Origin of the sequence: Curtobacterium flaccumfaciens, from assembly GCF_018598405.1 — a bacterium.
GTDB classification, from domain to species: Bacteria; Actinomycetota; Actinomycetes; order Actinomycetales; family Microbacteriaceae; genus Curtobacterium; species Curtobacterium aurantiacum.
The window spans coordinates 124,931-141,746 of the sequence record NZ_JAHEWS010000004.1; the positions used below are offsets into that span (position 1 = coordinate 124,931).

The following is a 16,816-nucleotide window of genomic DNA, read 5'->3' on the forward strand; positions in this document are numbered from 1 at the left end:
CCCGACGAGCACAAAGGCAGACCAGATCCACCAGGAGAACGTCATGAGTCGAGCATGCCCCACTCATGACCGCTCCGCGTTGTGACCGGTGACCGATAGCTCAGTGAAACGGGGACTGCGGCCGTTCGATCCCGACTGCCGAGGCCCGGACGCCGCTCACGGCACCCGCACGAACCGCGGCGCCCCACGGTCCCGCAGCCGGAACCCCAGGTGCTGGTACAGACCGATCGCCCCGGTGTTCCCGGCGGCCGCGTGCATCAGCGGGGTCTCGCCACGCTCCCGGATCCCGTGCGCGACGGCGAGCACCAACCGACGCCCGAACCCCTGCCCCCGGTACGCCTCGTCCGTGCACACCGCGCTGATCTCGGTCCACCCCGGCGGGTGCAACCGCTCCCCCGCCATCGCCACGAGCCGTCCGTCCCGCCGGATGCCCAGGTACGTGCCGAGCTCGATCGTCCGCGGCAGGAACGGCCCCGGCTTCGTCCGCTCCACCAGGGCGGTCATCTCCGGCACGTCGTCGGGCGTCAGCACGATCGTCTCGGGATCCGGCACACCCTCGATCGCCTCACCGGTCAGCTGCACGCCGCCGGCACCCTCGACGAGTTCCCACCCCTCGGGCAGGACGGCAGCCGCACCGACGCCGAGCATCCCGCCCGACCCGAGCAGCGCCCGGACGTCCTCCCAGTCCTGCGGCGTGGGCTGCGCGGGGATCCCCGTCCACACCGACACGTCGGTCTGGTACCGGACGACCTCACCGCGCCGCTCGGCGAACCGCGCGTGGTGGCTGTTCAGCGCGGCCATCGCGGGCGCATCGAGCACCCGTGTCGGGGTGCCGTCGTCGGCGATGGTCAGGTCGAGCGTCCGGAGCGCTTCGCCACGGGCGTCGCCGCCGCGGAACCCGAGGTCCTCGATCCGCCGACGATCGCCGTCCGCCCACCCGGTGGTGTCCGCGACGACCCCGGAGGCGTATTGGTTCGTGGCACGGTGCACGACCTGCTCGACGTCCGATGCCTCGGCCACGAGGACCTCTCCGGGTCGGGGCAGCGCGGTCGCAGTCGTCGTCATCCCACCATTCTCCGCCCGCGGCGAGCGCCGCCGGCGCGTGGTCGCTCCAGCAGGGCACTCACCGCCCCACGCCGTCGCCTCCGGCCCCAGCGGTCCCCACGATCCACGTGTCCTTCACGCCACCACCCTGCGACGAGTTGACGACCATGCTGCCCTCGGGCGCGACGCGTGTCAGCGCCACGTCGGCCAGGTGCACGTCGTCCGGCCCGGTCCCGGTCGCGTAGACGAAGGCCCGCAGGTCCACGTGCCGCGGGTCCAGCCCGGCCGGTCCGATCGTCGGGTGCGAGGACAGCTGCACCACCTCCTGCCCCACCCACCCGGCGGGGTCCGCGGCGATCTCGCGCCGTCGCTCGGCCACCTCAGGGGCACTCGCGCTCGGTCCGATCAGGACCCCGCGGCCGCCCTCGCCGTCGACCGGCTTCGTGACGAGTTCCCCGACGCGGTCCAGGACCGACAGCCGTTCGACCTCGATGCTGGTGCGGTACGTCGGCACGGATGCCAACAGGGGTTTCTCGTCCAGGTAGTACCAGATCAGGTCCGGCACGGTGACGTACATCGCCTTGTCGTCGACCAGCGCGTTGCCCGGCGCGTTCGCCAGGTAGACCCGTCCCGCCTCCGCCACGTCGAGGATCCGGGCACCCAGATCTGGAGCGTGCTCGGCGGTCAGGGCGCTGACGTCACGGTCGATCCGCAGGTACAGCCCGTCGAGCACGTCGCCCGTCGTCGCGTCGACCACGCGTCCGTCACGGACGTCCAGGTCCGACCCGGACAGGAGGCGCAGCCCGGCCCCGTCGGCCAGCCTGCGGTGCTCGAACCACGCGCCGGCGGCGGGGCCGTCGCTGACCAGTGCGATCACGGGATCGGTCGCGCCCGTCACCGCGGAGGTGTTCTCGCAGAGGGTCTGGCACAGCCGGTCGGTCACGCCGTGCGGGTCGCGCAGGTGCGCCGGCCGCGGGGCGTCCGGCACGACGTCGTCCATCAGCTCGCGCAGGGCGATGCCGTACGCGACGCCCGAGGGCGAGCGGACGTTGTCCTCGAGCACCCGCCAGCCGCCGAACTCGTTGCGCACCAGGTCGAACCCGAGCACCGGCGCACGGACCGCCGTCGCAGGCAGTCGGGTGGCGTCCGGGTCCCAGCCCTTCGCGCCGACGAAGTGGTCGGCGTCCAGCACCCCGTCGGCCACGATCCGCCGGTCGCCGTAGGCGTCACGCAGGAACAGTTCGATCGCACGGGCGCGCTGGCCGAGGCCCCGCTCGAGCTGCGACCACTCGTACGCGCTGATCGTCCGGGGCACCAGGTCGCATCCGAACTCCTGCGCACCACCGTCCACCACGAAGCCGACGTGGTGCTCACGGGTCCAGACGTCGCGGGCGGCGCAGCGCTCGATCGCGGTCTGGGCGTCCCAGCCGCTGAAGAAGGTCGCGAGCGCACGGAACGCGGGGCGTGGGCGGGCTCCCGGCCCGACCGCCTCGTCACCGGCACGGACGCGGTACCCCGGGATCGGGGCCACCGGGTCCTCGTCGCGGCCGGACGGGAGCCCCGCGGTGTCCTCGACCACCAGGGCGACGACGTCGTCGAGCTCCCCGCGCTCGGCGTAGGCGGTGCGCTGCCGGTCGGTCGAGTTGCCGCGCGCCAGGGTGTCCTCCAGCAGCTCCGTCACCGTGCCCCAGTCGCCGAGCTCCTCGAGTTCCGGGCGCAGGCGGGAGACGAGCTGGCGCACCGCGACCTCGGCGGGCAGGCGTTCGGGGTGCTGCCCGAGGCCGACCAGCTCACCGCTGAGCCCCGAACGGGCCGCCTGCCACATCGCCGCACGGTGCAGGGGTTCGCTGCGCGGGTGCCACTCGGCGCCGGATTCGACCGACTTCTCGGCCCTGCGCACCGCGGCGCGGAAGAGTCCGGCGATGAGCACGGCGTCGTCCACCACTGGTGTGGCGTCGCAGACCCGCAGTTCGAGCGTCGGCGCGTGCGACGACGGCCGCACGTCGAAGTAGGCCATCTTCTTGTCGGCGATCACCCCGGAGGCGATCAGGTCGTCGAGCACCCGGTCGTACTCGGCGGCGTCCGCGACCGGACCGAAGCTGCCGGCCGACGGCCACCGCTGCCAGATGATGCTGCGGAACGACGCGTACCCGGTGTCCTGCCCGTTCCAGAACGGACTCGATGCACTCAGTGCGAGCAGCGACGGGAGCACGGGCGCCACCCGCTGGGCGATCAGCACCGCCAGGTCGCGCTCGCTCACCCCGACGTGCACCTGCAGACCGCAGATGAGCTGTTCGTCAACGAGCATCCGGTACTGCTCCTGCATGCGGCCGTACCGTCCGCCGGAGCTCAGCTCGAAGTCGGCGTACTCCGACCGCGGCGCGGTGCCGACGGCGGCGATGGTGACCCCGGCCGGGGCGATCGCGGCGCTGAGCTCACTGCGCAGGTCGACGATCACCCGCCGGAGGTCGTCGAGGGTCCGCACCACCGGGGTGTTCGTCTCGATCGTCGTGCGCTGCAGCTCGGCGCCGAAGCGGTCGGTGGGCAGCTTGGGCAGAAGGCGCGGGGCCTTCGCGGAAAGTCGTCCGGACTCGAGGTCGATGAGGTGCAGCTCTTCCTCGGCGCCGAGCGTCAGCTCTGCACTCATGGCTGGAACCTACGCGTGCGACATGTCGTGCGTCCACCGCCGCTCCGCCCGACCCACGCTCGTAACATATGTCATATATTGAATGGATGAATGCTCTCATCAGCACGACCGCATTGACGCGCCGGTTCCGCGGTCCTGGCGGACACGACGTCACGGTCCTCGACGATGTCACCCTCACCATCCCGCGCGGCGAGTTCGTGACGGTCGTGGGGCCCAGCGGCTCGGGGAAGTCCACGCTGCTGCAGTGCCTCTCCGGGCTGGACTCCCCCACCTCCGGATCGGTCCGCGTCGACGGCACCGACCTCTCGACGCTCCGCGGCGACGCACTCGCCCGGTTCCGCCGCGACCACCTCGGGTTCGTCTTCCAGTCGTACAACCTCATCCCCGCGCTCACCGCCTTCGACAACGTCGCACTCCCACTCCGCCTGGCATCGGGGTCGGTCGACCGCGCGGTCGTCCGCCAGGCCCTCGCCGCCGTCGGACTGTCCGAGGTCGCCCGACGACGGCCCGGACAGCTCTCCGGTGGGCAGCAGCAGCGGGTGGCGATCGCCCGCACGGTGGTCACGGCGCCCGATGTGGTGTTCGCCGACGAACCGACGGGTGCCCTCGACTCCGAGTCCGGCGCGCGGGTGCTCGACCTGCTGCAGAGCGCGGCCACTGGGTCACGCTCGGTGGTGATGGTCACGCACGACCTCGAAGCAGCGGCCCGTGGCGACCGGGTGCTCGTGCTCCGCGACGGCAGGTTGCACCGCGAACTCGTGTCACCGACGGTGGACGACGTGCTCGAGGCGGTGTCACGGTGATCGCCCGGCTCGTCCTCGTCGAGGTCGTCCGGGCCTGGCGCCTGTGGGCCTCCGCTTTCGTGATCATGGTCCTCGCCGCGGTGGTCGCCCTCGTCTGCGCCGGCGACGTCTCCACCGCTGCGGTCCTGACCGACCCGGTCGACGCCGCTGGCCTCCGGAACCACGCGCTGGTGTTCGGCGGGATCAACTCGATCGTCGTGGTCGGTGCGCTCAACGTGCTGGTGACCTTCACCATCCGGGTCCAGCGGCGTACCCACGCGCTCTGGCAGTTCGGCGGCATCGGGCCCGCACTGATCGGTCGGGTGGTTCTCACCCAGGCCGCCGCCCTGTCCCTCGCCGCGTTCGGGACGGCACTCCTGGTGATCCCGGTCGTCCTGCAACAGCTCATGGCGTTCCTCTCCGCGCCGCTGCGGAGCGTCGATGCCCCCGCCCTGGAGCCGCGCCTCGGTCTGGTGGAGGGCCTCGTCGCCTTCGCCGTCTTCGAGCTCACCGTGCTCCTCAGCGCACTCGGTGCTGCACGGGCGGCCTCCCGGACGCCCGCACTGTTCGCCGTCCGTGAGCCGGAACTCGAGGTGACCAGAACTGGCCTCGGACGGAAGACCACGGCGGTCGTGCTCGGGGTGACGACCGTGTCGATGTACGTCCTCAACCTGCTCGGCGCGCAGGGCGTCACGATGATGTTCCTCGTGCCGGCGATGGGTTTCGTCGTCACGGTGGCACCGTGGCTCTGCCGCACGCTCGTGGCCTGGTGGACAACTGCGCTGCCCGAGGCACCCGCCTCCTGGTTCCTCGCCCGCGAGTCGTTGACCCACCACGTCGCCCGCAGCCACTCGGCGATCGCCCTGCTCGCCGTGGCGCTGATGCTCGGATCGCTCACCGGCCTGGCCGGCGTCTGGGACTCACCCTCGTACTACCTGGCCGGACTCGCGATCTTCGGGTCGCCGGTGCTGATCATCCTCTTCACCGGCGCCGCCACGGTGGTGATGACGACCATGGGCCGCCGCCGCGATGTCGCGCTCCTCGTCGTCGCCGGTGGCACGTTCCGAACGGCCGTGGTGAGCGCGGTCCTCGAGGCCTTCGCCATGGTGGTGACCGCCGTGCTCATCGCGCTGCCCGTCGCGCTCGCGACCGTCCCGACGGCCCTCTCCAGCTGGACCGAACCGCTCAGGCCACTGCCGTTCGTGATGGCCATCGGCTTCGTGATCATGCTCGTCGCGACGGTCAACCCGGTGCTCCAGGCCCGCCGACGTTCGCTCGGCCGGCTGCTGGTCGACACCGGGACCTGACCCGTCTCCGGACCGGCGGAACGACGGACGGGAGGCGCGTTGCCATCTGGCACCGCGCCTCCCGTCCGTCGTCAGTCGCCGCTACTGCGGGTCGGCGGGCTCGCCGCCCGAGTCGACGTCGCTGTCCTGCTGCGGGTCCTCCGTCGCGTCGCCCGTGGACGAGCCGTCCGGGAGGTCCTCGGTGTACTGCTGCTGGGTCTCGGTGGGATCGCTGGATCCGTCCGGTGTCGTCGAATCAGTCATGGTCCGGACGGTACGCGGACCGGTACCCACCCCCGTTCAGCGAGCGGCTGCGCGCCGGAGCGCCACCCACTGCAGCAGCATGATCGTCTTGCCGTCGGCGATCCGGCCGTCCGCGACCATCGCGAGCGCGTCGTCGAGCGCGACCTCGAGCACCTCGATGTCCTCGCCCTCGTCCTCCACACCACCGCCGGCCTCGACCCGGTCCGCCGGCGTGTACGCGCCGACGTAGAAGTGGACCCGTTCGGTGACCGACCCCGGGCTCATGAAGACGTCGCCCAGGCGGTCCAGGGCGCCGAGCCGGATGCCGAGTTCCTCGACGGCCTCGCGGCGGACGGCGGTCTCGGGGTCGTCCTCGTCGAGCAGTCCCGCCGCCGCCTCGATCAACATGCCGTCCGGGTGCCCGTTCACGTACGCGGGCCACCGGAACTGCCGGGTCAGCAGCACCGTGCCGCGCTCGGCGTCGTACGGCAGCACGGTCGCACCGTTGCCCCGGTCGTAGGTCTCGCGCTGCTGCCGGTCCCACCGACCGTCACGGCGCCGGACGTCGAGGGTCGTGCGCCGGAGCACGTGCCAGCCGTTCGACACCACCTCGACGTCCCGCACGACCACGTCCGGGTTGCGGTCGAGATCGCGGCCGACGGCGTCGAGCCCGGTCCGCCCACGGTCATCGGGCACGTCGACACCGGGGCGGGGAACGGTCGTGGGTTCGTCGGTCACCCCGGTCACGCTAGCGGGGCACCACGGCCCCGCGCTGCCCCGGTCGGTACGCTCGAGGTGCCGCACCAGGGAGCGGCAGAGGACGGTGCAGCATGACCAGGACCTTCATCCCCCGACGACCGGACCGACCGCAGGTGGTCACCGTGTCCTTCGTGCTGTGGCTGGTGTGGGTGGCCGCCTGCGTCGCGTCCACGGTGCTCCAGTTCTCCGCGACGAACGCCATGACCGGACGGGCGCCGGTCCTCGCCGGGATCGTGGCCCTGGTGCTCTGGGCCCTGGTGGCCTGGGCGGTGTTCCGGATGGCGGCGGGTTCCCGGGTCGCGCGCATCGTGCTCGTGGTCGTCGCGGCCTTCCGCGCGGTCCTCAGCCTCACCGGGGGCGAGCTCGCGGTCCTGACGATCGCGCTGTCGGTCGTCGCCGCGGTCCTGCTCTTCCTGCCCACGGCGCGCCCGTTCTTCGCGGCGACGGACGCGGCACGAACCGGCCACGGGATCCGCGGAACCGGCGTGTCGGGGCCGAGCCGTGCCTCCAGGCCGGATGCCGACCACACGACGGAGCCGGATCGGTCCTGATCCGCGAGCGTTCCCGGATCGACCCCCGGAAACAGGAAACGGCCCCGGATTGCTCCGGGGCCGTTCCTGTTCTTCGCCTGGTGCGCGAGGGGGGACTTGAACCCCCACGCCGTTTCCAGCACACGGACCTGAACCGTGCGCGTCTACCAATTCCGCCACTCGCGCCAGCCCCGAAACACTACCACGCACAGACGGGTGTCAACGCCAACCACTACCATGCAGTGGTTGACGACCGACGACACGGGAGACGCATGGGCCTGCTGGACAACTTCGAGCGAGGGTTGGAACGCGCCGTCAACGGTGCGTTCGCGAAGACCTTCCGCTCCGGGGTGCAGCCCGTCGAGATCTCGAGCGCCCTCCGGCGCGAGCTCGACACGAAGGCCGCAGTGGTCTCCCGCGAGCGCATCCTCGTGCCGAACGAGTTCACCGTGCACCTCGCGCCGCCGGACTTCACCCGCATGAACGACGTCGGCCGTCCGCTCATCGACGAACTGACCCAGATGGTGCACCAACACGCCGTGGCGCAGAACTACTCGTTCTCCGGCCCGGTCACCATCCGGCTCCAGCAGGACGGCACGCTCTCGACGGGCATCCTGCAGATCGACTCCACCACCGTGCAGCGCGACGTCGCGTGGATCCCGGTGCTCGACATCGGCTCCCAGCGCCACCGTCTGCACCGCGGACGCACGGTGATCGGGCGCGGCAGCGACGCGGACATCACCATCGCGGACACCGGGACGAGCCGGAAGCACGTCGAGGTCCTGTGGGACGGCAAGCACGCACAGGCCACCGATCTCGGCTCCACGAACGGCTCGAAGCTGAACGGTCAGCACTTCCAGCAGGCGATCGTTGAGCCGGACTCCACCATCGAGATCGGTCGTACCCGTATGGTGTTCCGGGTGATCCCGGAGAACGACGGAGGTGCTCGATGACAACAGGCCTGACCCTGCTCGTCCTGCGCTTCGCGTTCCTCGCGGTGCTCTGGCTGTTCGTCTTCGTGATCGTGTTCGCCCTGCGCAGCGATCTGTTCGGCCAGCGCGTGCGTACGATCCCGACCGATCCCAAGTCGGCCCCGTCCGGGCCGAGCACCCCCACCGCCCCTGCGGCGGCGGCCCCCGGCCCCGCCTCGAGCGGTGCGTTCACGGACCTGATCGAACGGCCGGAAGGCACGCAGCAGTCCGCCTCGCCGGTCGCCGCCCGCCTCGTCATCACCGAGGGCGCGCGCGAAGGCATGGAGATGCCGCTGGGCGGCGGCCCGATCACGATCGGGCGTTCGAGCGAATCGAACGTCGTGATCCGTGACGACTACACCTCGACCAACCACGCCCGCCTCGACCTCCGTGCCGACGGCTGGCTCCTCACCGACCTCGAGTCCACGAACGGCACCTTCGTCAACGGTCAGAAGGTGAGCGCTCCCGTCCTCGTGGCGGCAGGCACGCCGATCACGATCGGGACGACGACGTTCGAGCTGCGGCGGTAACCCGGCATGACCGCTCGCACGCTGAGCGCCGCTGTGTCCCACGTGGGGCGCATCCGCGCGAACAACCAGGACTCCGGCTACGCCGGGGCGCACCTGTTCGCGGTGGCGGACGGCATGGGCGGGCACGCCGGCGGCGACGTCGCCTCGGCGATCGCGATCCGGCGCATCCGCGAGGTCGACCGCGAGTTCCCCTCGGCGCACGACGCCGAGTTCGCGCTGCAGTCGGCGCTCATCGCGGCGAACCAGCTCATCACCGAGACCGTGTTCGAGCACCAGGAACTCACCGGCATGGGCACCACGGTGTCCGCCATGATCCGCGTGGGCGACCAGATCGCGATCGCGCACATCGGTGACTCCCGCATCTACCGGCACCGCGACGGCGAGCTGCAGCAGATCACGTCCGACCACACGTTCGTCCAGCGACTCGTCGACAGCGGCCGGATCACCCCGGAAGAAGCCGCTGTCCACCCGCGCCGCTCCGTGCTCATGCGGGTGCTCGGCGACGTCGACGCGGCACCCGAGGTCGACACCGCGATCATGGACATCCAGCCGGGCGACCGCTGGCTGCTGTGCTCCGACGGCCTGTCCTCGTACCTGGCCGAAGAGCGGATCCGGCACGCACTGGCGTCGACCATGGACGCCAACCAGGTCACGCAGCGCCTGGTGAAGGAGACGCTCGACCACGGCGCCCCCGACAACGTCACCGTCGTGGTCATGGACGTCACCGACGCCGAGGTCGACGACGACGACGACGCGGCCACCACCGTCGGGTCCGCCGCGGCACCCCTGACCTTCGAGGCGTCGACCGGCCGCAAGCCGATCCGCCTCCCCACGATCCTGCTGCACCCGCTCAAGGTCACCACCGCTCCGGAGGACTCGCACTTCGAGCCCGAGTCCGACCAGTTCTTCGCGGAGCTCATCGCCGAGGACCGCCGACGCCGCATCCGGCGCCGGGTGTCCTGGACCGTGGCGCTCGTCGCGGCCGTCGCCGTGCTCATCGGCGCGGTGTTCGTCGGCTGGCGGATCACGCAGGACCACTACTACGTCGGCACCGACCGCGGCACCGTCGCGATCTACAAGGGCGTGCAGCAGTCGATCGGGCCGTTGGCGCTGTCCGACGTGTACGAGGACACCGACATCACGGTCTCGTCGTTGCCGGACTACACCCGCGAGAACGTCCGGTCGACGATCAACGCGCAGTCGCTCTCCGACGCCCGCGACATCGTCGACCGCCTCCGCAAGGCCGCAGCGACCGGCGAGGACCAAGCCGGCACCGGTGGGGACGGCGACGACGGCTCGTCACCGTCGCCCTCGCCGACCCGCTCGTCCACGCCGTCACCGAGCCCGACGCGGAGCTCGCGATGAGCACCGCCACGGCCGCCCAGTCCTTCACCCAGGCGATCACGATCAAGCTCCGTGAGCCCGCCCGCGCGCGGAACCTCGAGCTGTTCCTGCTCGTCATCGCGTGCGGCATCTGCGCCGGCGCGATGGTGCTCGTGCAGCTCGGCACGAAGGGCCGGCTGTTCGACCAGTCGGTGCTCTGGGTCGGCGGCGGCATCCTCGGCCTCGCGCTCGTCATGCACGTGGTGCTGCGGGTCGTCGCGAAGAACGCCGACCCGTTCGTCCTGCCGATCGCACTCGTGCTGAACGGCATCGGCATCGCCGAGATCTACCGGATCGACGTGCACAACGGGCTGTCCGGCTGGGACGCCATCGGCGTGAAGCAGATCGTCTGGACGATGCTCGCGATGGTCCTCGCGATCATCACCCTCGTCGCCGTGCGGAACCACCGGTTCCTGCAGCGGTACCGCTACATCTTCATGGCGCTGACGATCGTCCTGCTGCTCCTGCCGATGCTGCCCGTCATCGGGAACAACATCGGCGGCGCCCGCGTGTGGATCAAGATCGGGCCGTTCTCGTTCCAGCCCGGCGAGCTCGCGAAGATCACCATGGCGTTGTTCTTCGCCGGGTACCTCGTCACCGCCCGCGACTCGCTGTCGATCGTCGGCAAGAAGTTCCTCGGCATGACGTTCCCACGTGCCCGCGACCTCGGCCCGATCCTCGTGATGTGGGGCGCGGCGATGGCCGTCCTCGTGTTCCAGCGCGACCTCGGCACCGCGTTGCTGTACTTCGGCCTGTTCCTCGTGATGATCTACGTCGCCACCGCGCGCATCAGCTGGGTCGCGATCGGCCTCGCGCTGTTCATCGGTGGTGCCCTCGTCGCGCAGAGCGTCCTCGAGTACGTGCACGGCCGGTTCGAGCAGTGGCTCGACCCGTTCAACCAAGAGGTCTTCAGCCGTGAGACGCAGGCGAGCTACCAGCTCGTCCAGGGCCTCTTCGGCTTCGCGAACGGCGGGATCACCGGCACCGGGCTCGGCCAGGGCCGCCCGTACATCACGCCCGTCGCCAACGCCGACTACATCATCGCCTCGCTGGGCGAAGAGCTCGGGTTGATCGGCGTCTTCGCGATCCTCGCGCTCTTCATCATGTTCGCGTCACGCGGCATCCGTGTGGGGTTCATGGCGCAGGACGACTTCGGCAAGCTGCTCGGCGTGGGCTTCGGCTTCATCATCGCCCTGCAGGTGTTCGTCGTCGTCGGTGGCATCACCCGGATCATCCCGGTGACCGGCCTGACGACGCCGTTCATGGCCGCAGGTGGTTCCTCGCTCATCGCCAACTGGATCATCGCCGCGATGCTGCTGCGCCTGACCGACTCGATCCCCGCCGAACAGCGCGTCCAGCAGGGTGCGCTCCCCGCCGCGAGCGGGCGGTCCGCGCGCGCGACCAGGAAGGAGCGTCGTCGATGAACCGACAGCTCCGCGGTGTCTCGACCGTCATCGTGCTCATGTTCGTCGCACTGTTCGTGTCGACGACCTCGATCCAGTTCTTCTCGGCGGACTCGTTGCGCGCCGACTCCCGGAACTCCCGAACCATCCTGGACAGTTACTCGACCAAGCGTGGCGCGATCCTCGTGGACGGCAGCCCGATCGCCGAGTCGACCCCCGTGGACGACCAGTACCAGTACCAGCGGAAGTACACCAACGGTGACCTGTACTCCGCCGTCACCGGGTACTTCACGATCGGACAGGGCAACACCGGCATCGAGAGCGCGGAGAACACCGTGCTGTCCGGCAACTCGGACGCCTCGTTCTTCCAGAACCTCAACTCGATCCTCACGGGCCAGGACGTCCAGGGCGACAACGTCAACCTGACCATCGACCCGGACGTGCAGCAGGCGGCGTACGACGCCCTCGGCACGAACAGCGGTGCCGTCGTCGCGATCCAGCCGAAGACCGGCAAGATCCTCGCGATGGTGTCGAAGCCGAGCTACGACCCGAACGCGCTCACCTCGCACGACACGGCCGAGGTCAAGCGGCAGTACGACGCCCTGCTCGGCGCCGAGACCGCTCCGCTGCAGAACCGGGCGATCGGCGGCGACCTGTACACACCCGGGTCGGTGTTCAAGCTCGTGGTGGCCTCGGCGGCACTCGAGGGCGGCAAGTACAACCTCGACTCCACGTTCCCGAACCCGTCGCGGCTGCAGCTGCCGGGCACGACCTCGTACATCAACAACGCCGAGGGCGGCACGTGCGGCGGCGGCGACAAGGTCAAGCTGCGCACGGCCATCCAGTACTCGTGCAACATCCCCTTCGCGGAACTCGGTCAGAAGCTCGGGTACGACGCGATCAAGAGCATGGCCGACAAGTACGGCTTCGGCGACGCCATCGAGGTCCCGATGGCCGCGACCGCCAGCCAGTACCCCGACGTCGACTCGACGGCCCAGCTCATGCTGAGCGCCTTCGGCCAGGCCAGCGTCCGGGTCTCCCCGCTGCAGATGGCCATGGTGTCCGCCGGCATCGCGAACGGCGGCAAGGTCATGCAGCCGTCGCTCGTCGACTCGATCACCACGAGCGACCTGAAGACCGTCGAGTCGTTCTCCCCGAGGCAGTACAGTGATCCGCTGTCGTCCTCCGAGTCCGCTGACCTCACCGAGGCCATGCAGAGCGTCGTGAGCGCGGGGACCGGCACCAATGCCAAGATCGACGGTGTGGACGTCGCCGGCAAGACCGGCACGGCCGAAGCAGGTACCGGCGATCCCTACACGCTCTGGTTCACGGGGTTCGCCCCGGCGAAGGACCCGGAGGTCGCCGTGGCGGTCGTCGTCGGGAACGGCGGCGGGCTCGGGCAGTCCGGAGTGGGCAACACGGTCGCGGCCCCGGTCGCGAAGAAAGTCATGGAGGCGGTGCTGAACAAATGAGACCCACCAGCGGACTCACCTTCGGTGGGCGGTACCAGCTCTCCTCCCGGGTCGCCATCGGCGGCATGGGAGAAGTGTGGCAGGCAACCGACCTCGTCATCGGCCGAACCGTCGCACTCAAGATCCTCAAGGACGAGTACCTCGGTGACCCCGGCTTCCTCGAGCGCTTCCGCGCCGAGGCCCGGCACGCTGCGCTCGTCAACCACGAGGGCATCGCCAACGTCTTCGACTACGGCGAGGAGGACGGCAGCGCCTACCTCGTGATGGAGCTCGTCCCCGGCGAGGCCCTGTCGACCATGATCGAACGCGAGCACACGCTCCCGGTCGACAAGGTGCTCGACATCGTCGCGCAGACCGCGAACGCCCTGCAGGCCGCACACGCGGTCGGCCTGGTGCACCGCGACATCAAGCCCGGCAACCTGCTCATCACGCCGGACGGCCGCGTCAAGATCACCGACTTCGGCATCGCCCGCATCGCCGACCAGGTCCCGCTCACCGCGACCGGTCAGGTGATGGGCACGGTGCAGTACCTGTCGCCCGAGCAGGCGAGCGGTCACCCCGCCTCGCCGTCGACCGACATCTACTCGCTCGGCATCGTCGCGTACGAGGCCCTCGCAGGCCGTCGTCCGTTCACCGGTGAGTCGCAGGTCGCGATCGCGATGGCGCACATCAACGAGCAGCCGCCGCCGCTGCCCGGGGACATCCCCGAGCCGGTCTCGGCACTGGTGATCTCGTGCATCGCGAAGAAGCCCGCCGACCGTCCGGCCACCGCCGCCAACCTCGCGCGTGCCGCACAGGCACTCCGTCGTGGTGACGTCGCCGCAGCCACCGTGGCCGTCCCGGCGATCGCGCAGAACGGCACCGTTGCCTTCAACCCGCCGCAGGGTCAGGGGAACGACGCCGCGACCGCCCTCATCGGTACCCAGGCCGGAGCGATGGCCGGCGTACCCGGGACCCCCCGCTCGCCCGTCACCGACGAGCCCGAGGAACCGAAGAAGAAGCGCGCCTGGATCTGGTGGCTCGTCGGCATCGTCGTCCTGCTCGCCATCGCGGGTGGCATCGGGGCCTACGCCCTGAACGCCAACGACCCGGAGCCGGAACCGACGAAGTCCTCGAGCACGCCGAAGCCGAGCCGGACGCCCACGCCGACGCCGACCCCCGAGCCGACCGAGACCCGCGTCACGGTCTCGGCAGCCGACTACCAGGGGCAGAACGCCGAGCAGGTCGCGAACCAGCTCCGCGGCCAGGGGCTGCAGGCCGAGGTCGTCCCCGGGTCGAACGCGACGTCGTCCGACCAGGTGGGTACCGTCGAGTCGCTCAGCCCCGAGGGCAGCCTCGCACCCGGGACGCTCGTCAGCATCAAGGCCTTCGGTGACGTCCTGACCGCACCGGCTCCCGCGCGTGCGACCGGCGGCACCGTCAGCGAGTCCGGTCGTGTGACCTTCAGCTGGCCCGCGTACACGAGCTGCCCCGCTGGCTACTCGGACGTGAGCTACACCTACACGATCGACAACGGCACGGTCCCCTCGAACGGCAGCAGCTCCGGCTCCACCTCGGGCACCGCCGTGACCGTCGCGGGTGCCCAGTACGGCAAGGTGACCCTGTCCTACAAGGTGACCTGCAAGTCGCCGCAGTCCGACGCATCGGTCGTCTCCGCCTCTTCACCGGGCGCCCAGGTCGAGTGGACCGAGCCCACGGAGGAACAGCCGACGAACCCTGACGAGGGAATCGACCCCAGCGAGGGCACGAACCCGAGCCAGGGTGGCCCGATGGACTGACCCCCGGACGGGGACTCGACACTGTTCGGTAACGGTTCGGTCGACCCCTCCTCGACCAGCGTCTCACCAGGTGGTGCTGCCGTACACTAGCCGGACGAACAGACGGAGGAGTACGTGCCAGAAGGTGTGACCGCGGGGATCACGCTCCTCGCGAATCGCTACGAGATCGGTGACGTGATCGGTCGAGGCGGCATGGCGACCGTGCACCTCGGCAACGACACCCGCCTCGGCCGCAAGGTCGCGGTGAAGTTGCTCAAGCCGAGCCTCGCCAACGACCCGGCCTTCCGCACCCGCTTCCGGCAGGAAGCCCAGGCGGCCGCGCGCATGGCGCACCCGACCGTCGTGCGTGTGTACGACGCCGGCGAAGAGACGGTGTCCGAGCCCTCGGGCGCCGAGGTGCAGGTCCCCTTCATCGTGATGGAGTACGTCGAGGGCCGTCCGCTCTCCGACATCATCGCCGAGGGTGCAGTGGCACCTGATGAAGCCGTCCGCATCACCGAGGGCATCCTCACCGCGCTCGAGTACTCGCACCGGGCCGGCGTCGTCCACCGCGACATCAAGCCCGCCAACGTCATGGTCACGCACAGTGGCCAGGTCAAGGTCATGGACTTCGGCATCGCCCGGGCCATCACCGACACCTCTGCCACGGTTGCGCAGACCACGTCGATCCTCGGCACCGCGTCGTACTTCTCGCCGGAGCAGGCGCGCGGCGAGACCGTCGACGCCCGCACCGACCTCTACTCGACCGGCGTCGTGCTCTTCGAGCTCCTGACCGGCCGCGCACCGTTCCTCGGGGACACCCCGGTGGCGGTCGCCTACCAGCACGTCAGCGAGCAGCCCGTCGCGCCGTCGACGATCTCGCCCGACGTGTCACCGGCCCTCGACGCCGTGACACTCCACGCACTGGTCAAGGACCGCACGCGCCGGTTCCAGAACGCCGCCGAGTTCCGCACCGACCTGCAGCAGGCCGCGGCCGGACGAGTCCCCGCGTCGACCAAGAAGCAGCAGCAGAACGCCGCGAACGACGCCTCGACCGTGCTGTTCGGGGTCGACCCCCGCACGACGACCAACGCCGCCTCGGCCTTCCGCGAGCTCGACGACGACACCGCCGAGCACCGACCGCAGCGCACGCAGAACCGCCCGCCGGTCGCGTGGATCTGGGTCGGCATCCTGCTGACCGTCGCCGTCATCGTCGCCGTGGTGTTCTTCGTCGCGAACCTGCAGCCGGGCAAGCCGCCGGTGTCGTCCTCCGTCAGCGTCCCGAACGTCGCGGGGTCGACCTACAGCGCGGCAGCCGGTGCGCTCGAGAAGAAGGACTTGAAGCCCGTCAAGGTCGAGGAGAACTCCGACAGCGTCGACAAGGGCACCGTCATCCGCACCGACCCCGGCTCCGGCGTGAACGTCGGGCGCAACCAGAGCGTCAACGTGGTCGTCTCCCTCGGCCCGGAGCGCGTCCCCGTCCCCGAACTCCAGGGGCAGACGCAGGCTGCGGCGCAACAGGCTCTCGACGACGCCGGCTTCCGGCTCGGCGCGATCTCGAGCGACTACTCGGCCGACGTCCCCGAGGGCACGGTGCTGAGCTCCGACCCCGCGGCGGCGTCCCTGCACACCAAGGGCATCGTGATCAACCTCACGATCTCCAACGGCAAGGTGCAGCTGCCCGACGTCACGCAGCAGCAGTACTCGGCGGCGAAGGCCACCGTGGAGCAGCTCGGCCTCACCGTGAACCCGGCGCCGTCGTACTCGTGCACCGGCGGGCTCGTCACCCAGCAGGACACCCCGGCAGGCGACGTCGCACAGGGCAGCGCCGTCACACTCACCTACTGCGCGCGCTCCGCGGCCCCGTCGAAGGCACCGACCTCGAACAACGACAGCGGTGGCGACAACGGCGGCAAGGACAGCGGCGACGACGAGGGTGACGACGGCCGCTGAGCCGACCACGTCCTGACGGTTCCGTCCTGACGGACGCGTGGCGGGCCTCCAGTCCA

14 protein-coding genes and 1 tRNA gene are annotated in these 16,816 nt (G+C 70.4%); 10 read left to right on the forward strand and 5 right to left on the reverse strand.

Annotation, left to right across the window (positions count from 1 at the left end; translation table 11 throughout):
• Positions 1–156 precede the first annotated feature (156 nt).
• A complete protein-coding gene (locus tag KK097_RS04100) occupies positions 157–1,065 on the reverse strand; it encodes a GNAT family N-acetyltransferase (protein ID WP_214543794.1) in 909 nt (302 codons plus the stop codon).
• 58 nt (positions 1,066–1,123) lie between these two features.
• Positions 1,124–3,691 carry a carboxylate--amine ligase/circularly permuted type 2 ATP-grasp protein gene (locus KK097_RS04105; protein ID WP_214543795.1) on the reverse strand — a complete coding sequence of 856 codons (2,568 nt, stop codon included), beginning with the start codon at positions 3,689–3,691 and terminating at the stop codon, positions 1,124–1,126.
• An 86-nt stretch (positions 3,692–3,777) separates the two neighbouring features.
• Here KK097_RS04105 and KK097_RS04110 point away from each other — a divergent pair, with 86 nt between their 5' ends.
• Positions 3,778–4,494, forward strand: coding sequence for an ABC transporter ATP-binding protein (locus KK097_RS04110; protein WP_250896424.1), 717 nt, complete (start codon positions 3,778–3,780; stop codon positions 4,492–4,494).
• A complete protein-coding gene (locus tag KK097_RS04115) occupies positions 4,491–5,780 on the forward strand; it encodes an ABC transporter permease family protein (RefSeq protein WP_214543797.1) in 1,290 nt (429 codons plus the stop codon). Before KK097_RS04110 ends, KK097_RS04115 begins: the two co-directional genes overlap by 4 nt.
• A gap of 81 nt (positions 5,781–5,861) precedes the next feature.
• Here the strand turns inward: KK097_RS04115 and KK097_RS04120 are convergent, their stop codons facing one another.
• Together KK097_RS04120 and KK097_RS04125 are read right to left on the reverse strand one after the other, a co-directional pair.
• Positions 5,862–6,023 carry a hypothetical protein gene (locus tag KK097_RS04120; RefSeq protein ID WP_198657199.1) on the reverse strand — a complete coding sequence of 54 codons (162 nt, stop codon included), beginning with the start codon at positions 6,021–6,023 and terminating at the stop codon, positions 5,862–5,864.
• Positions 6,024–6,059: 36 nt separating this feature from the next.
• Complete coding sequence (locus KK097_RS04125; RefSeq protein ID WP_214543798.1) at positions 6,060–6,740, reverse strand: NUDIX domain-containing protein; 681 nt, start codon at positions 6,738–6,740, stop codon at positions 6,060–6,062.
• Positions 6,741–6,832: 92 nt separating this feature from the next.
• On the opposite strand from KK097_RS04125, the gene KK097_RS04130 reads away from it, so the two are divergent.
• Entirely contained in the window at positions 6,833–7,312 is a 480-nt protein-coding gene (locus tag KK097_RS04130) for a hypothetical protein (RefSeq protein WP_214543799.1), read from the forward strand.
• Between the two features lie 78 nt (positions 7,313–7,390).
• On the opposite strand, the gene KK097_RS04135 is transcribed toward KK097_RS04130, so the two are convergent.
• Positions 7,391–7,477, reverse strand: a tRNA-Leu gene (locus KK097_RS04135).
• Between the two features lie 86 nt (positions 7,478–7,563).
• On the opposite strand from KK097_RS04135, the gene KK097_RS04140 reads away from it, so the two are divergent.
• The 7 genes from KK097_RS04140 (at position 7,564) to pknB (ending at position 16,760) form a co-directional block, all read left to right on the forward strand.
• Positions 7,564–8,244: an FHA domain-containing protein gene (locus KK097_RS04140; RefSeq protein WP_214529238.1), complete on the forward strand. Its 681-nt coding sequence runs from the start codon at positions 7,564–7,566 to the stop codon at positions 8,242–8,244.
• Positions 8,241–8,792: an FHA domain-containing protein FhaB/FipA gene (locus tag KK097_RS04145; RefSeq protein ID WP_214543800.1), complete on the forward strand. Its 552-nt coding sequence runs from the start codon at positions 8,241–8,243 to the stop codon at positions 8,790–8,792. The genes KK097_RS04140 and KK097_RS04145 overlap by 4 nt, the downstream gene beginning before the upstream one ends.
• A 6-nt stretch (positions 8,793–8,798) precedes the next feature.
• Positions 8,799–10,157 (forward strand): Stp1/IreP family PP2C-type Ser/Thr phosphatase, encoded by a 1,359-nt coding sequence (locus tag KK097_RS04150; RefSeq protein ID WP_214543801.1) that lies wholly within the window; start codon positions 8,799–8,801, stop codon positions 10,155–10,157.
• Complete coding sequence (locus KK097_RS04155) at positions 10,154–11,599, forward strand: FtsW/RodA/SpoVE family cell cycle protein (RefSeq protein WP_214529241.1); 1,446 nt, start codon at positions 10,154–10,156, stop codon at positions 11,597–11,599. Before KK097_RS04150 ends, KK097_RS04155 begins: the two co-directional genes overlap by 4 nt.
• Positions 11,596–13,050, forward strand: a complete 1,455-nt coding sequence (locus KK097_RS04160) for a peptidoglycan D,D-transpeptidase FtsI family protein (RefSeq protein WP_214543802.1) — start codon at positions 11,596–11,598, stop codon at positions 13,048–13,050. Before KK097_RS04155 ends, KK097_RS04160 begins: the two co-directional genes overlap by 4 nt.
• Positions 13,047–14,828 carry a protein kinase domain-containing protein gene (locus KK097_RS04165; protein ID WP_214543803.1) on the forward strand — a complete coding sequence of 594 codons (1,782 nt, stop codon included), beginning with the start codon at positions 13,047–13,049 and terminating at the stop codon, positions 14,826–14,828. Before KK097_RS04160 ends, KK097_RS04165 begins: the two co-directional genes overlap by 4 nt.
• A 114-nt stretch (positions 14,829–14,942) precedes the next feature.
• Positions 14,943–16,760, forward strand: a complete 1,818-nt coding sequence (pknB, locus tag KK097_RS04170) for a Stk1 family PASTA domain-containing Ser/Thr kinase (RefSeq protein ID WP_307858372.1) — start codon at positions 14,943–14,945, stop codon at positions 16,758–16,760.
• The last annotated feature ends 56 nt before the right edge of the window (positions 16,761–16,816 follow it).

Bases quoted from the DNA above. Each gene is read 5' to 3' on its own strand.
- KK097_RS04100 (WP_214543794.1), bottom strand. From the start codon at position 1,065: ATGACGACGACTGCGACCGCGCTGCCCCGACCCGGAGAGGTCCTCGTG.
- KK097_RS04105 (WP_214543795.1), bottom strand. From the start codon at position 3,691: ATGAGTGCAGAGCTGACGCTCGGCGCCGAGGAAGAGCTGCACCTCATC.
- KK097_RS04110 (WP_250896424.1), top strand. From the start codon at position 3,778: ATGAATGCTCTCATCAGCACGACCGCATTGACGCGCCGGTTCCGCGGT.
- KK097_RS04120 (WP_198657199.1), bottom strand. From the start codon at position 6,023: ATGACTGATTCGACGACACCGGACGGATCCAGCGATCCCACCGAGACC.
- KK097_RS04130 (WP_214543799.1), top strand. From the start codon at position 6,833: ATGACCAGGACCTTCATCCCCCGACGACCGGACCGACCGCAGGTGGTC.
- KK097_RS04140 (WP_214529238.1), top strand. From the start codon at position 7,564: ATGGGCCTGCTGGACAACTTCGAGCGAGGGTTGGAACGCGCCGTCAAC.
- KK097_RS04145 (WP_214543800.1), top strand. From the start codon at position 8,241: ATGACAACAGGCCTGACCCTGCTCGTCCTGCGCTTCGCGTTCCTCGCG.
- KK097_RS04150 (WP_214543801.1), top strand. From the start codon at position 8,799: ATGACCGCTCGCACGCTGAGCGCCGCTGTGTCCCACGTGGGGCGCATC.
- KK097_RS04155 (WP_214529241.1), top strand. From the start codon at position 10,154: ATGAGCACCGCCACGGCCGCCCAGTCCTTCACCCAGGCGATCACGATC.
- KK097_RS04160 (WP_214543802.1), top strand. From the start codon at position 11,596: ATGAACCGACAGCTCCGCGGTGTCTCGACCGTCATCGTGCTCATGTTC.
- KK097_RS04165 (WP_214543803.1), top strand. From the start codon at position 13,047: ATGAGACCCACCAGCGGACTCACCTTCGGTGGGCGGTACCAGCTCTCC.